Genomic DNA, 14,425 nt, shown 5'->3' with positions numbered 1-14,425 from the left:
CGGCTGGACGGTAAACGAACGAGGAGCGGGAAATGACCGGGGTGACGACCGGAGCGGTCGCCGTGGTGCGCACGGGACGCGGTGAACAGGACGCGACGGCGACGGGTCGGGGCGGGGCGGATGCCTCGCAGCCGACGCGCGGCCGGTCGCGACGCTGGGCCGCGCTGGTTGTGCTCATGCTGCCCGTGCTGCTCGTCTCGGTCGACAACACCGTGCTCGGCTTCGCGCTGCCGCAGATCTCCGCGGCGCTCGCCCCCACTGCGGCCGGCCAACTCTGGATCATCGACGCCTACCCGCTCGTGCTCGCGGGCCTGCTCGTCGCCATGGGCGGCATCGGCGACCGGTTCGGCCGCCGTCGCCTGCTGCTGATCGGCTCGACCGGGTTCGCGCTCGTCTCGATCGCGGCGGCGTTCGCGCCGACCGCCGAGGCGCTCATCGCGGCGCGGGCGACCCTCGGGTTCTTCGGCGCCATGCTCATGCCGTCGACGCTCAGCCTGCTCCGCTCGACCTTCACGGTGCGCGAGGAGCGCCGCCTCGCGATCGCGATCTGGGCGTCGGGCTTCGCCGCCGGCGCCGCACTCGGCCCCATCGTCGGCGGGCTGCTCGTCGAGCACTTCTGGTGGGGCTCGGTGTTCCTCCTCGCCGTGCCCGTGCTCGTGCCGCTGCTCGTGCTCGCGCCGATCCTGATCGACGAGAGCCGCGACCCCGCACCCGGCCCCGTCGATGCGCTCGCGATCGTGCTCTCGCTCGCTGCGATGCTGCCGGTCGTCGCCGGCATCAAGCTGCTCGCCACCGACGGGCTCGCCCCGTTGCCGTTCGCGCTCATCGCGATCGGCGTCGTCGCGGGCGTCTGGTTCGTGCGCCGCCAGCTGCGGGCCCGCACGCCCATGCTCGACGTGCGACTGTTCCGCCGCGGCGCGTTCGGCGGCGCGGTGCTCGTCAACCTGCTGAGCGTCATCGCGCTCGTCGGCTTCCTCTACTTCGTGTCGCAGCAGTTGCAGCTCGTGATGGGCCTCGACCCGGTCTCGGCCGCGTTCGTGCTCGTGCCGGGGCTCGCCGCGATGATCGCGAGCGGCCTCCTGGTGGTGCCGGTCGCGCGGCGCGTGCACCCGCGCATCGTCGTGCCCGCCGGGCTCGCCCTCTCGGCGACGGGGTACCTGATCGTCGCGCTCACCGCCGACGCGCGTTCGGTGCCCGCGATCACGCTCGCGTTCGTGCTGCTCGGCGTGGGCATCGGCGCGGCCGAGACGGTCTCGAACGAGCTCGTGCTGACGACCGCGCCGGCGAACCGCGCCGGTGCCGCCTCGGCGGTGTCCGAGACCGCCTACGAGCTGGGCGCGGTGCTCGGCACTGCGGTGCTCGGCAGCATCCTCACCGCGCACTACCGCCAGGTGCTCGTTGTGCCCGACGGGCTCGAGGCGGGTGCAGCGGATGCCGCGGGGGAGACGCTCGCGGGGGCGATGGGCGCAGCCGACCAGGCCGGCGGTGCGGTCGGCGCCGAGCTCGCGGCATCCGCCGCCCATGCCTTCGAGTCGGGCATCGCGGTGACCGCATTCATCGGGGTCGGGCTCATGCTGGCCGCGCTCGTGGTCGCCGCGACGACGCTGCGCGAGACCGACGGCGCCGACTGACGAACCGAAGACCGGGGGAATCACGACGGGCCGGGCGCGAACGCCCGGCCCGTCGTCGAGAAGGCGGTCAGACCTCGTCGGGTCCGGGAGCCGACTGCTCCGTCCGCGTCACCTTGTTGCCCGTGGCGGGGTCGACCGTGGTGCTCGAGGTCGACGACGCGGTGCGGCGGCGTGCCATCAGCACGATGCCGATGATGATCACGACCGCGCCGGCGGCCATGAGGATGTAGCCGACCATCGCGAGGTTGATCCAGTCGACGGCGACGTTCAGCGCGAAGGCCAGGATGGCCCCGATCGCGAACAGGACGATTCCGAGTCCGATGCTCATGTGCAGCGTGCTCCTCTCTTCGTGGCCGCGGCCGCATTTCGGCCGTGACCGGCTCGCGATCCGGGGAGGATCGCTGAGACGACGTCACTCTAGCGAGCCGAACGGATTCGGACAGTACGCTGGAAATCATCGAAGGAGAAGGAGTACCATGCCCCGCACCGTCAGGCTCGCCGTCATCCCGGGCGATGGAATCGGACCCGAAGTCGTCGAGCAGGCGCTGCGCGCGCTGGACTCCGCGATCGCGGGCGAGGACGTCGCATTGGAGCGCACCGAGTTCTCGCTCGGCGCCGCCCGCTACCTCGAGACGGGCGACGTGCTGACCGATGCCGACCTCACCTCGATCGCCGGCCACGACGCCATCCTGCTCGGCGCCGTCGGCGGGAAGCCGGGCGACCCGCGTCTCGCGGGCGCGAACATCGAGCGCGGCCTGTTGTTGCGCCTCCGGTTCTCGCTCGACCACTACGTGAACCTCCGCCCGTCGGTGCTCTACCCGGGCGTGCAGAGCCCCTCGCCGACCCGGGCGACGTCGACTTCGTCGTCGTGCGGGAGGGCACCGAGGGTCCGTACGTCGGCAACGGCGGCGCCATCCGCGTCGGCACCCCGGCGGAGGTCGCCAACGAGGTGTCGGTGAACACCGCGTACGGCGTCGAGCGGGTCGTGCGACACGCGTTCCGCGTGGCATCCGCTCGCGACCGCAAGAAGCTCACGCTCGTGCACAAGACCAACGTGCTCGTCTTCGCCGGCTCGCTCTGGAAGCGCACGGTCGACCGCATCGCGGAGGAGTTCCCCGAGGTCTCGGTGGACTACCTGCACGTCGACGCGGCGACGATCTTCCTCGTCACCGATCCTGCTAGATTCGACGTCATCGTCACGGACAACCTCTTCGGCGACATCCTCACGGATCTCGCCGCCGCGATCAGCGGCGGCATCGGCCTCGCCGCCTCGGGCAACATCAACCCCGACGGTCGGTACCCCAGCATGTTCGAGCCGGTGCACGGTTCGGCTCCGGACATCGCCGGGAAGGGCATCGCCGACCCGACCGCCGCAATCCTGTCAGTGGCGCTCCTGCTCGACCACCTCGGTCTGCCGGATGCCGCGGGGCGCGTGCAGCGCGCGGTCGCCGCCGACATCGCCGAACGCGCCGGGGCGCAGCGCTCCACCTCCGAGGTGGGGGATGCCATCCTCGGGCGAATCAGCGCAGACTAGACACGCACCCCTCGACGAAGGAACCGCGATGACGATCCACCTCCCCATGGCCGACCAGGGACTCCAGTTCCAGGTGACGCCGAACGAGCACGCCAAGACCGATGCCGAACGCGACGCGATCCTCGCCGCGCCGGGCTTCGGCCAGCAGTTCACCGACCACATGGTCGACATCTGCTGGTCGGCGAATGGCGGCTGGCACCGTCCGCGGGTGCAGCCGTATGGGCCGATCCAGCTCGACCCGGCCGCCGCGGTGCTGCACTACGGGCAGGAGATCTTCGAGGGGCTGAAGGCGTACCGCCACGCCGACGGGTCGATCCACAGCTTCCGCCCGGCCGAGAACGCCGCGCGCATGCAGCGCTCGGCTCGCCGGCTGGCGCTGCCGGAGTTGCCGACGGAGTACTTCATCGAGTCGATCCGCCAGATGATCGCGGTCGACGGTGCCTGGGTGCCGAGCGCCCCCGAGACGAGCCTCTACCTGCGGCCGTTCATGTTCGCCAAGGAGGCGTTCCTCGGCGTGCGACCCGCGCAGAAGGTGGCGTACTACCTCATCGCGAGCCCCGCCGGTGCCTACTTCCACGGCGGCATCGCGCCGGTGTCGATCTGGCTGTCGACGAATTACGCCCGCGCGGGCAAGGGCGGTACGGGCGCGGCCAAGACGGGCGGCAACTACGCCTCGAGCCTGCTGCCGCAGGCCGAGGCCGCCGAGAAGGGTTGCCAGCAGGTGCTGTTCCTGCGCGACGGCGAGTACGTCGAGGAGCTCGGCGGCATGAACGTGGTCCTCGTGTACCGCGACGGCACGCTGGTCACGCCCGAGTCGGACTCCATCCTCGAGGGCATCACGCGCGACTCGGTGCTGCAGCTCGCGGCCGACCGCGGGCACACGGTCGAGCGCCGCAAGGTCACGATCGACGAGTGGCGCGAGGGCGCGGCATCGGGCGACATCGTCGAGTCGTTCGCGTGCGGCACCGCCGCGGTGATCACGCCGATCGGCCAGATCGTCGCCGAGGACTTCACCATCGGCTCGCCGTCGGCGGCCGCGGGCGAGCTCACCATGTCGCTTCGCGAGGAGCTCACCGACATCCAGTACGGGCGCCGCGAGGACCGCCACGGCTGGATGCTGCGCCTCGACGCCTGACGGTTCGATGCAGGGCGAGCGGATGCCCCGGGGCATCCGCTCGCCCTCGTCATGCCCGCTTGTAGGCTGAACGCGTGAAGATCGCGCGTTTCAGCCACGGTGGAGCCATCACGTTCGGGATCGTCGACGAGGAGGAGCGCGAGCTGGTCGTCCTCAAGGGCGATCCGATGTTCGCAGGGTACGACCCGACCGGAGAGCGCGTGCCGCTCGGCGAGGTGGCGCTGCTGGCGCCCGTGATCCCGCGGTCGAAGGTCGTCGCCGTCGGCCGCAACTACCACGAGCACGCCGCGGAGTTCGGCAACGAGGCGCCGACCGAGCCGCTGCTGTTCTTCAAGCCGAACACGTCGGTGATCGGCCCGGGCGACGCGATCGTGCTGCCCCCGCAGAGCGAGCGCATCGACTTCGAGGGCGAGCTCGCAGTGGTGATCGGCCGGGTGGCCCGGAACGTGGCGGCCGAGGACGCCGATGACGTGATCTTCGGCTACACGGTCGCGAACGACGTGACCGCGCGCGACCTGCAGAAGACCGACGGGCAGTGGGCCCGCGCGAAGGGCTTCGACACGTTCTGCCCCGTCGGGCCGGTCATCGAGACCGAGTTCGACGTGTCGGCGGGCGAGATCGAGACGCTCGTCAACGGCGAGCGCAAGCAGCACGGCACGTTCGACCTGATGGTGCACTCCATCGCCGACGTGATCGCGTACGCGTCGGCCGCGTTCACGCTGCTGCCCGGCGACCTCGTGCTCACGGGCACGCCCGCGGGCGTGGGCCCGATCGTCGACGGCGATCGCGTCGAGGTGAAGGTGCCGGGCATCGGCACGCTCGGCAACCCGGTCCGCAGCGCGGGCTGATCCGCTCGCGGGGGCATCCGCTGGCCGTTCTCGGCGAGGTCTCGCGCGCCCTAACATGGAGGGCGATGAGCGACACCTCCCACCCCTTCTCGACCGCCACCGGCGCTGACGTCCGCGTGCGGTTCTGCCCCTCGCCGACCGGCACGCCCCACGTGGGCCTCGTGCGCACGGCCCTGTTCAACTGGGCGTACGCGCGCCACACCGGCGGCACCTTCGTGTTCCGCATCGAGGACACCGACGCGGCCCGCGACAGCGAGGAGAGCTACGGCCAGCTCATCGACGCGCTGACCTGGCTCGGCCTCGACTGGGACGAGGGCGTCGAGACCGGCGGCCCGCACGGCCCGTACCGCCAGTCGCAGCGCGGCGAGATCTACCGCGAGATCATCGAGCGCCTGCTCGCCGCCGGCCACCTCTACGAGAGCTACTCGAACGCCGAGGAGATCGACGCCCGCAACGAGGCCAACGGCCGCCCGAAGCAGCTCGGCTACGACAACTTCGACCGCGACCTGACCGAGGAGCAGCGGGCCGCGTTCCGCGCCGAGGGCCGCTCGCCCGCGCTGCGCCTGCGCGTGCCCGACGCCGACCTGTCGTTCACCGACCTCGTGCGCGGCGACATCGCGTTCCCCGCTGGTTCGACGATCGACTTCGTCGTGGTGCGCCCGAACGGCGCCCCGCTGTACACGCTCGTGAACCCGATCGACGACGCGCTCATGGGCATCACCCACGTGCTGCGCGGCGAGGACCTGCTGTCGTCGACGCCCCGCCAGATCGCGCTGTACCACGCGCTCATCGACATCGGCGTGACCTCGTTCGTGCCGCAGTTCGGGCACCTGCCGTACGTCATGGGCGAGGGCAACAAGAAGCTCTCGAAGCGCGACCCCGAGTCGAACCTGTTCCACCACCGCGACCGCGGGTTCATTCCCGAGGGCCTCGTGAACTACCTGGCGCTGCTCGGCTGGGGCTTCTCGGCCGACCGCGACGTGTTCAGCCGCGCCGAGCTCGTCGAGGCGTTCGACGTGCACGACGTGAACCCGAGCCCCGCGCGCTTCGACCTGAAGAAGGCCGAGGCGATCAACGGCGACCACCTGCGCGCGCTCGACGTCGCCGACTTCGCGGGCCGAACCGTGCCCTACCTCCAGGCCGCCGGGCTCGTCGAGACGCCCATCTCGCCCGCGCAGGAGGCGGTGCTCGCCGAGGCCGCCCCGCTGGTGCAGGAGCGCATCGGGCTTCTGGGGGAGGCGCCGGGCATGCTGGGCTTCCTGTTCACGGATGCCGCCGGGCTGCCGTTCGCCGACGACGCGCTCGCCGCGCTGAAGGAGGACGCGCCCGCGACGTTGGCAGCGGCGGGGGAGGCGCTCGTGCGCATCCCCGCGGCCGAGTGGACGCACGACCAGATCGAGCAGGCGCTGCGCGGTGCTCTGGTCGAGGGGCTGGGCCTGAAGCCACGCCTCGCGTTCGGCGCGGTGCGCACCGCGATCTCGGGCCGGCGGGTGTCGCCGCCGCTGTTCGAGTCGATGCAGATCCTCGGTCGCGACGAGTCGCTCGCGCGCATCGAGCGCTTGCGCGCGCACCTCGCAGGGTGACCGGGCGCGCGGCGCGCCCGGCGCGCTCGCTCGGTTTTGCCCGGGGCGCGAGTCTGGGCTAGAGTTGCATGTCGGTTCGGGCTTCGGTTCGAGCCGGGCTCGGGCTGCGGTCTGGGCCATTGGGGTATGGTGTAATTGGCAACACGGCTGATTCTGGTTCAGTTGTTCTTGGTTCGAGTCCAGGTACCCCAGCAGTGAAGAACCCCCGCTCAGGCGGGGGTTTTCGTGTTTCTGCGAGGAGCCCGGACTGCGACTCGATCGATACGCTGTTGCGATGATCCTGGAGCACGCCGTCCTGTCCGTCGTGCCGGGCCGGGAGGCCGCATTCGAGGCGGCGTTCGCCGAGGCATCCGGAATCATCTCAATCATCTCGTCGATGCCCGGGTTCGTCGACCTGCGCCTGTCGCGTTCGATCGAGACGCCGAACGCGTACCTGCTGCTCGTGCACTGGGAGTCGGTCGAGGCGCATGAGGTCGGGTTCCGCGGGTCGCCCGAGTACACGCGATGGCGCGACCTGCTGCATGGGTTCTACAGCCCGTTCCCGGCGGTCGAGCATTTCGTTGACGTGCACCGGGTGTAGGCGACGCCGGCGAGGCTCAGATGCCCGACCACGACAACGCGTACGACGTTCCCCACTCGTTCGACGCGTACGCGTCGACGGTGAGGAGGGTCGCCTCGGCTTCGTCCTCGGAGCAGGGCCGGGGGACCATGACCGTTCCCCGCTCGGGGCCGTTCGACACGAGCTGGACGAACCCGGAGGTCGCGCGCACGTCGGCGTTCGTGACGGCGTAGTGGATGTCGACCGTATTGCCCGGGCGCGCCTCCCACGTCATCTCGACGTACCGGGTCGTCCCGGCATCGCCGGGGCCGCAGTGGTTGAGCCCGTCGAGTCCGCCCACCGGCTCGAGCTCCATCACGGCGGGCTCCGAGCCTCCCCACCCCATCGGGACGTAGCTGGGCGGGACCCCGTCGCCGGCGATGGGCACGTCGCCGCTGGGCGCCCCGGCGGCGAGTCGCCGCTCGGCTTCCGCTGCGGCCTCTGCTGCTGCCTTCGCCGCGGCGTCCTGCGACGCGCGGACGGCGTCCGCAGCGGCACCGACCGGCTCGAGGGCGGCCCAGGCGTCGACGGCCTCGCCGAGTCCCTGTACCGAGGCCGTCAGTGCCGCCGTGGCGTCGTCACCTGCGAGCGGATTCGCTTCGATGATCGCTGCCACCCGGTGCTCCACACTCGCCAGAAGGGCCTCGAACGCCCCGGTGAGTGCCCCGACCGCAGCCGACACCTCCGCTTCGCCGCCGTCGGCGATCGCCTCGGCCAGCGCGGCGCGGGCCGCTTCGAACGCCGCGGCCTCCTCCTCGCCCAGAACCGCGGAGTACTCGTCGCTGAGGCCCTCGAATCCCGCATCGAACGCGCGAGCCTCCTGCTTCACCGCGGTGACCGCCACGGCGACCTCGGCAGCGGTGCGTCGCTCGGCGGCCGCCTCGCGCTGCTCGAGCTCGATCGCGACCTGCCGCTCATGCCGGTCGATCGCGACTGCGGTGATCGGGAGCGCCACCGCCGTGAGGACGATCGCCGTCGCTCCGGCGACGGTTGCGATGCGCGTCCGCTTCGGCAGACCGAGTCGTCCGGTGAGACGTGCGAGGGGCGACGAACTCGGCTCCGGGGGCATGTCATGCATCCTCGCGCCGACCGCAGGCCGGAATCGGGTTGTCCACAGTGGGCCAGTCGCACCCTGATGTGGCGAAGTCTCGATCTGTACGGCAGATTGCCGTACACTCGCTGCCATGCCCGCCGCAGCGAAGAACCAACGACTCGAGCTTCGCCTCACCCAGGAGCAGAAGGCTGCGATCGAGCAGGCCGCGCAGCTCTCCGGGCGCACAGTCACCGACTTCTCGGTCAGCTTCCTGGTCGAGCAGGCGCGCGAGGTGATCCGTGCCGAGCATGAACTCCGCATGTCCGACCTCGCCTGGTCGGAGTTCAGCACCCTGCTCGAGCGGCCGGCTCAGCCGGTACAGCAGCTCGCAGAGCTGCTGCAGCGGCCATCGGTGTTCGTCGACTGAGCGTGTACCTTCGTCCGCGCCCCATCGGGGACGACGACGCGCTCGACGGCTTCGACTGCGGCGAGCCGAGTCTCGACGACTGGCTCGCACGAGTCGCCCGGCGCAACGAGCGCAATGGGTCGTCGCGCACGTTCGTGAGCTGCGTCGCCGGCGAGCAACGTATCGCGGGCTACTACGCCGTCTCGACGCATGCACTCGTGCACCACCGCACGCCGTCGAGGCTCCGGCGCAACACACCCGACCCGATCCCGGTGATCCTCCTCGGCCGCCTCGCGGTCGACTCCCGTGATCAGGGGCGAGGGCTCGGGGCATCGCTGCTGCAGGACGCCATGCTGCGATGCGTGGCGGCGGCCGATTCGGTCGGTGCGCGTGCGATCGTCGTCGACGCGATCGACGACGCCGCCGTCTCGTTCACTGAACGCTGGGGGTTCGTGCTGATGCCCGACTCCCGCCGATGCCTGTACGTGCTCATGAAGGACATCAGGGCGACCGTAGCCGAGCTGCGCTGACGCTCAGGCCGACTCGCGCCAGACGATGTCGCAGTCGATCTGGGTCTCGGCAGGTGGTGCGTCCCCTTGGAGCTGCGCGAGCACGAGGCGCGCGGCTTCGGCGCCGAGGACGGCGGCCGGCTGGCGCACGGTCGAGAGCGCGGGGGTGGTGCGCAGCGCCCAGGCGCTGTCGTCGAACCCGACGACGCCGATGTCGCCGGGCACCTGGCGGCCCGACTCCTTGATCGCCTCGATGGCCCCGGCGGCGACGGCGTCGGATGCCGCGAAGAGCCCGTCGAGGTCGGGCGCGCGCTCGAGCAGGCGACGCATGCCGTCGCGTCCCGCCGAGTACGAGTACAGGGGCACGGGTTCGACGAGCGTCTCGTCGAACGCGTCGCCGAGGGCCTCGCGGAACCCGGCGAGCCGGTCGGCGCCCGAGTCGCGGTCGAGCGCGGCGGCGATCATGCCGATGCGCGTCCGGCCGGTGTCGGCGAGCCGGCCGGTGATCGTGGCGGCCGCGCCGCGGTTGTCGATCACGACGAACGACGCGGAGCCGGCCGCGCCGGGCGGGTGCCCGACGTACGCGGCGGGGAGCTGCAGGCGCTCGACCACCCGGGTGACGGGGTCGTCGGCCCGCGCCGAGACGATGATGACGCCGTCGACGAGGCCGCCCGAGAGGTACCGTGCGACGCGGTCGGTGTCGCGCTCGGTGTCGACGATGAGCACGGCCATCTGGTGGTCGGCCTCGGAGAGCCGCGTGTTGGCGCCGAGGAGGATCTCGCCGATGTTCGGGTCCTCGACGAACAGCGAGTGCGGCTCGTGCACGATGAGGCCGACGGCCTGCGTGCGCTGCATGACGAGGTTGCGGGCGGCCGTGTTCGGCGCGTAGCCGACCTTCGCGATCGCGGCCTCGATCGCCTCGCGCGCGGCCGCGGAGACGTAGCGCTCGCCGTTGACGTAGCGGCTCACGGTGCCGCGCGAGACGCCCGCCTCGAGCGCGACGTCGTGCACGGTGGCCCGCTTCGAACGCCCCGGCTTCGTCGTCATGCGACCCACTGTAGCGGCGCAGCGGCTTGACACGGGGGAGGCGGGCTGGCAGTCTGTGCACGTTCACACATTTCTCCGCCCCGATGAAGATCGACCGAATGTGTGCACGTTCACAGAATCAACGACGATCACCGGGAGCACCGTGGAGCACCTCGCGACGATGCCGGCGCTAACCCCGCCGCTGGCCGATGCCGCGCCTGCCACAGAACGCCCGCGGTTCGTGCACCAGGGCATCGCCTTCGGCTGCGACTACAACCCCGAGCAGTGGGATCCGTCGGTCTGGCGCGAGGACGTCGCGCTCATGCGCGAGGCGGGCGTCGACCTGGTCGCCGTGAACATCTTCGGCTGGGCGTGGCTCCAGGGCCCCGACGGCGACGTCGACTTCCGCGCGCTCGACGAGGTGATCGAGCTGCTCCATGCAGCGGGCATCCGCGTCAACCTCGGCACCGGCACCTCGTCTCCGCCCCCGTGGCTCACCGCGCGACACCCCGAGATCCTCCCCGTGATGGCCGACGGCACGACCCGCTACCCGGGCGGCCGCCAGGCGTGGTGCCCGAGCTCGCCCGTGTTCCGCCGCTACGCGCTCGCCCTCGTCGACGCCGTCGCCCGGCGCTACGGCGACCACCCCGCCGTCGCCCTCTGGCACGTCTCGAACGAGCTGGGCTGCCACAACGCGCGCTGCCACTGCGACGAGAGCACACGCGCCTTCCGCCGCTGGCTGCGCGAGCAGCACGGCACGATCGACGAGCTCAACCGCGCCTGGGGCACCAGCTTCTGGAGCCAGCGCTACACCGACTGGGACGAGGTCCTCACCCCGCGCCTCACCGTCTCGAGCCGCAACCCCGGCCAGGTGCTCGACTTCCACCGCTTCGCCTCCGACGCACTGCTCGAGCACCACCGCGCCGAGGCCGAGGTGATCCGCCGCCACAGCGCGCTGCCCGTCACCACGAACTTCATGGTCACCGCGCACATCCGCGACCTCGACTACTGGTCGTGGGCGCCCGAGATGGACGTCGTCGCCAACGACCACTACCTCGACCACCGGCTCGGCGCACCGCGCACCGAGCTGGCCTTCGCGGCCGACCTCACCCGCGGGCTCGCGAGCGGTGAGCCGTGGCTGCTCATGGAGCACTCGACGGGAGCGGTCAACTGGCAGCCGGTCAACCTCGCGAAGGAGCCCGGCCAGATGCTGCGCAACTCCCTCGCGCACGTGGCCCGCGGCGCCGACGCCGTGTGCTTCTTCCAGTGGCGCGCCTCGTTGCAGGGCTCCGAGAAGTTCCACTCCGCGCTCGTGCCGCACGCCGGGCCCGACTCCGCGCTCTGGCGCGAGGTCACCGAACTCGGTGCGGCGGTCGCACGCCTCGACGAGGTGCAGGGCACCCGCGTCGCATCCGATGTCGCCGTGCTCTTCGCCTGGGAGGCGTGGTGGGCGAACGACGCCGAGAACCGGCCGACCCACGCGCTCGACTACCTCGACCACGTGCACGCCGTGTACGGCGCGCTCCACGACCTCGGCGTCGCCACCGACGTGGTTCGGCCGGGCAGCGACCTCTCCGACTACCGGCTGGTCGTCGTGCCGGGCCTGCACCTCGTGCGCGACGCCGATGCGCGCACGGTCGACGACGCCGTCGCCGCGGGCGCCCACGCGCTCATCACGTTCGGCAGCGGTGTGGTCGACGAGCACGACCGCGTGCGCCCGGGCGGCTACCCCGGCGCATGGCGCGACCTGCTCGGCATCCGCGTCGAGGAGTTCGCCCCGGTGCTGCCCGGAACCGCGCTCGCCCTCGACTCCGGCGCCGGTGCGTCGCTCTGGGCCGAGCGGATGCGGGTGACCGACGCCACCACCGTCGTCGACCGGTTCGCCGACGGCCCCGCCGCCGGCCTGCCCGCGATCACGCGTCGCACCGAGGCCGCCGGCCCCGGCTCGGGCGACGCCTGGTACCTCGGCACGCTGCTCGACCCGGCCGACCTGCGCGCGTTCGCCGCGCGCATCGTCGACGCCGCAGGCGTGCGGCGCGAGCCCGGGGCATCCGCCGACGTCGAGATCACGCGCCGCGTGGGCGACGGCCGCAGCTACCGATTCATCGTCAACCACGGCACCGACGGCGTCACGATCGACGCCCGCGGCGCCGAACTCGTGACCGGAACGGTCGTCGACGGGCGCATCGAGGTGCCCGCCGGAGCCGTCCGCGTAGTGAGAGAGGAGGGCGCGGCATGACCGCACCCGGAACCACAGAGACCGCACGCGACGTCGCGCGCGGCGCGAGCACCGCGTCGTCGCCGCCCCGACGGCGGAGGGTGCAGCACCCGTGGGCGATCGTCGCGTTCGTCGCCCCGTTCGCCGTGCTGTTCATCCTCTTCTACCTGATCCCGATCGGCGTCGCCGTCTGGCAGTCGCTGCTCGTCGTCGAGCGCGACGGCACCTTCGGCGAGGCGCGCGAAGTCTTCGGCGGCTTCCAGCAGTACGCGCTGGTGTTCCAGAACGAGGCGTTCTGGGGCTCGGTGCTGCGGATGCTGCTCTTCGGCGTCGTGCAGGTGCCGGTCATGCTCGGGCTGGCGCTGCTGTTCGCGCTGCTGCTCGACTCGCCGCTCGTCCGCGGCAAGAAGTTCTTCCGCCTCGCGTTCTTCGCGCCGTACGCGGTGCCCGGCGTGATTGCGGCCATCATGTGGGGCTTCCTGTACTCGCCCAACCTCTCGCCGTTCGAGGCGATCACGAGCCGGGTCGACCTGCTCTCGGCCGACTTCGTGCTGTGGGCGATCGCGAACGTCGTCACCTGGGTGTTCGTCGGCTACAACATGCTGATCATCTACTCGACCCTGCTCGCCATCCCGCAGGAGATCTACGAGGCGGCCCGCATCGACGGCGCCGGCCAGGCCCGCATCGCGTGGTCGATCAAGGTGCCGCTCGTGCGGCCGGCGCTCGTGCTGACCGCTGTGCTGTCGATCATCGGCACGCTCCAGTTGCTCGCCGAGCCGCAGACCTTCCGGTCGTTCAGCTCCGCGGTCACCAGCACGTACACGCCGAACATGACGATCTACGCGACGAGTTCCATCCCGAACGTCTCGCTGGCGGCGGCCTTCTCGGTCGTGCTCGCGCTCGCGACCTTCGTGCTCTCGTTCGCATTCCTCAGGTTCACCCGCCGGAAGGGAGCGGACGCATGAGCGCCGCGATCGGACCCGACGTCACCTCCGCCTCGCGCGCGGTCAACCCGCGCGGCGCGTCACGTGGCAGGGGAGCGCCCGCGAACCGCCGCGGCCCCCGCGAGAGCATCCTCTCGCGCACCGGCGCGATGCTCGTCATGGCGGTCTTCACGCTGTACTTCCTGGTGCCGATCTGGTGGCTGCTCGTGGCATCCACCAAGGACCGCGGCCAGCTGTTCAGCACCAACCCGCTGTGGTTCGCCGACTTCCAGCTGTTCGAGAACATCGGTGCGCTCTTCGCGTACCGCGACGGGGTATACCTGCGCTGGATCCTGAACAGCCTGCTCTACGCGGGACTCGGCGCGGTCGTCGCGACGGTGCTCGCGTCGATGTGCGGCTACGCGCTGGCGAAGTACGTGTTCCCCGGGCGGGAGACGATCTTCAACGTCGTGCTGGGCGGCGTGCTCGTGCCGGCGACCGCGCTGGCGCTGCCGCTGTTCCTCATGTTCAGCCGCGTGCAGCTCACCGACACGTTCTGGGCCGTGTTCCTGCCGAGCGTGGTCAGCCCGTTCGGGGTCTACCTGGCGCGCGTCTTCGCCGAGGCATCCGTGCCCGACGAACTGCTCGAGGCGAGCCGCCTCGACGGCGCCGGTGAGGTGCGCACGTTCTTCACCGTCTCGATCCGGCTGATGTTCCCCGCGCTCATCACCGTGTTCCTGTTCCAGTTCGTGACCATCTGGAACAACTTCTTCCTGCCGCTGATCATGCTGCGCAGCGAGGAGCTGTTCCCGGTGACCTTCGGGCTCTACGCCTGGAACTCCACGATCAACCAGTTCCCCGAGCTGCGCACCTTCGTGCTCGTCGGGTCGCTGCTGTCGATCATCCCCCTGATCATCACCTTCCTGCTGCTTCAGCGGTACTGGCGTACCGGACTCGGCGCCGGCTCGCTGAAGTAGTGCA

Annotated in this window: 13 protein-coding genes, 1 tRNA gene and 1 pseudogene; 12 read left to right on the top strand and 3 right to left on the bottom strand. The window is 71.1% G+C overall.

Annotated features, from left to right (window positions below; translation table 11 throughout):
- The first annotated feature begins 32 nt into the window (after positions 1-32).
- Positions 33-1,631: an MFS transporter gene (locus QUE38_RS01170; protein WP_286309747.1), complete on the top strand. Its 1,599-nt coding sequence runs from the start codon at positions 33-35 to the stop codon at positions 1,629-1,631.
- Between the two features lie 67 nt (positions 1,632-1,698).
- On the opposite strand, the gene QUE38_RS01165 is transcribed toward QUE38_RS01170, so the two are convergent.
- On the bottom strand, positions 1,699-1,959 hold the full coding sequence (locus QUE38_RS01165) for a DUF6458 family protein (RefSeq protein ID WP_286309746.1): 261 nt from the start codon (positions 1,957-1,959) through the stop codon (positions 1,699-1,701).
- On the opposite strand from QUE38_RS01165, the pseudogene QUE38_RS01160 reads away from it, so the two are divergent.
- The 6 genes and pseudogenes from QUE38_RS01160 to QUE38_RS01135 all read left to right on the top strand — a co-directional run bounded on the left by QUE38_RS01160 (position 1,916) and on the right by QUE38_RS01135 (position 7,311).
- Positions 1,916-3,165: pseudogene (locus QUE38_RS01160) on the top strand (3-isopropylmalate dehydrogenase). The gene QUE38_RS01165 and the pseudogene QUE38_RS01160 sit on opposite strands and share 44 nt — an antisense overlap.
- A 28-nt stretch (positions 3,166-3,193) precedes the next feature.
- The gene (locus QUE38_RS01155; RefSeq protein WP_286309745.1) at positions 3,194-4,300 is read left to right on the top strand and encodes a branched-chain amino acid aminotransferase; all 1,107 of its coding nucleotides are present in this window, start codon (positions 3,194-3,196) and stop codon (positions 4,298-4,300) included.
- Positions 4,301-4,374: 74 nt separating this feature from the next.
- Positions 4,375-5,148 (top strand): fumarylacetoacetate hydrolase family protein, encoded by a 774-nt coding sequence (locus QUE38_RS01150; protein WP_286309743.1) that lies wholly within the window; start codon positions 4,375-4,377, stop codon positions 5,146-5,148.
- Between the two features lie 65 nt (positions 5,149-5,213).
- Positions 5,214-6,731, top strand: coding sequence for a glutamate--tRNA ligase (gltX, locus tag QUE38_RS01145; RefSeq protein ID WP_286309742.1), 1,518 nt, complete (start codon positions 5,214-5,216; stop codon positions 6,729-6,731).
- Between the two features lie 120 nt (positions 6,732-6,851).
- Positions 6,852-6,923: transfer RNA gene (locus QUE38_RS01140), tRNA-Gln, on the top strand.
- Positions 6,924-7,005: 82 nt separating this feature from the next.
- Positions 7,006-7,311: an antibiotic biosynthesis monooxygenase family protein gene (locus QUE38_RS01135; RefSeq protein ID WP_286309741.1), complete on the top strand. Its 306-nt coding sequence runs from the start codon at positions 7,006-7,008 to the stop codon at positions 7,309-7,311.
- A 16-nt stretch (positions 7,312-7,327) separates the two neighbouring features.
- Here the strand turns inward: QUE38_RS01135 and QUE38_RS01130 are convergent, their stop codons facing one another.
- Positions 7,328-8,515 (bottom strand): hypothetical protein, encoded by a 1,188-nt coding sequence (locus QUE38_RS01130; protein ID WP_286309740.1) that lies wholly within the window; start codon positions 8,513-8,515, stop codon positions 7,328-7,330.
- Here QUE38_RS01130 and QUE38_RS01125 point away from each other — a divergent pair.
- Together QUE38_RS01125 and QUE38_RS01120 are read left to right on the top strand one after the other, a co-directional pair.
- Positions 8,514-8,789, top strand: a complete 276-nt coding sequence (locus QUE38_RS01125; RefSeq protein ID WP_286309738.1) for a type II toxin-antitoxin system TacA family antitoxin — start codon at positions 8,514-8,516, stop codon at positions 8,787-8,789. The two genes, QUE38_RS01130 and QUE38_RS01125, sit on opposite strands and share 2 nt — an antisense overlap.
- A 2-nt stretch (positions 8,790-8,791) precedes the next feature.
- A complete protein-coding gene (locus QUE38_RS01120) occupies positions 8,792-9,298 on the top strand; it encodes a GNAT family N-acetyltransferase (RefSeq protein WP_286309737.1) in 507 nt (168 codons plus the stop codon).
- Between the two features lie 3 nt (positions 9,299-9,301).
- Here QUE38_RS01120 and QUE38_RS01115 read toward each other — a convergent pair whose 3' ends face one another.
- Positions 9,302-10,324 (bottom strand): LacI family DNA-binding transcriptional regulator, encoded by a 1,023-nt coding sequence (locus QUE38_RS01115; protein WP_286309736.1) that lies wholly within the window; start codon positions 10,322-10,324, stop codon positions 9,302-9,304.
- A gap of 160 nt (positions 10,325-10,484) precedes the next feature.
- Here QUE38_RS01115 and QUE38_RS01110 point away from each other — a divergent pair, with 160 nt between their 5' ends.
- The 3 genes from QUE38_RS01110 to QUE38_RS01100 are packed head-to-tail and all read left to right on the top strand — an operon-like array spanning position 10,485 to position 14,421.
- The gene (locus tag QUE38_RS01110) at positions 10,485-12,542 is read left to right on the top strand and encodes a beta-galactosidase (protein ID WP_286311595.1); all 2,058 of its coding nucleotides are present in this window, start codon (positions 10,485-10,487) and stop codon (positions 12,540-12,542) included.
- Entirely contained in the window at positions 12,539-13,486 is a 948-nt protein-coding gene (locus tag QUE38_RS01105; RefSeq protein ID WP_286309735.1) for a carbohydrate ABC transporter permease, read from the top strand. Before QUE38_RS01110 ends, QUE38_RS01105 begins: the two co-directional genes overlap by 4 nt.
- Positions 13,483-14,421: a carbohydrate ABC transporter permease gene (locus tag QUE38_RS01100; RefSeq protein ID WP_286309734.1), complete on the top strand. Its 939-nt coding sequence runs from the start codon at positions 13,483-13,485 to the stop codon at positions 14,419-14,421. The genes QUE38_RS01105 and QUE38_RS01100 overlap by 4 nt, the downstream gene beginning before the upstream one ends.
- Positions 14,422-14,425: the final 4 nt, after the last annotated feature.

Origin of the sequence: Agromyces mangrovi (assembly GCF_030296695.1) — a bacterium.
Taxonomy (GTDB): domain Bacteria; phylum Actinomycetota; class Actinomycetes; order Actinomycetales; family Microbacteriaceae; genus Agromyces; species Agromyces mangrovi.
This window is presented reverse-complemented; position numbering and strand designations above follow the sequence as displayed.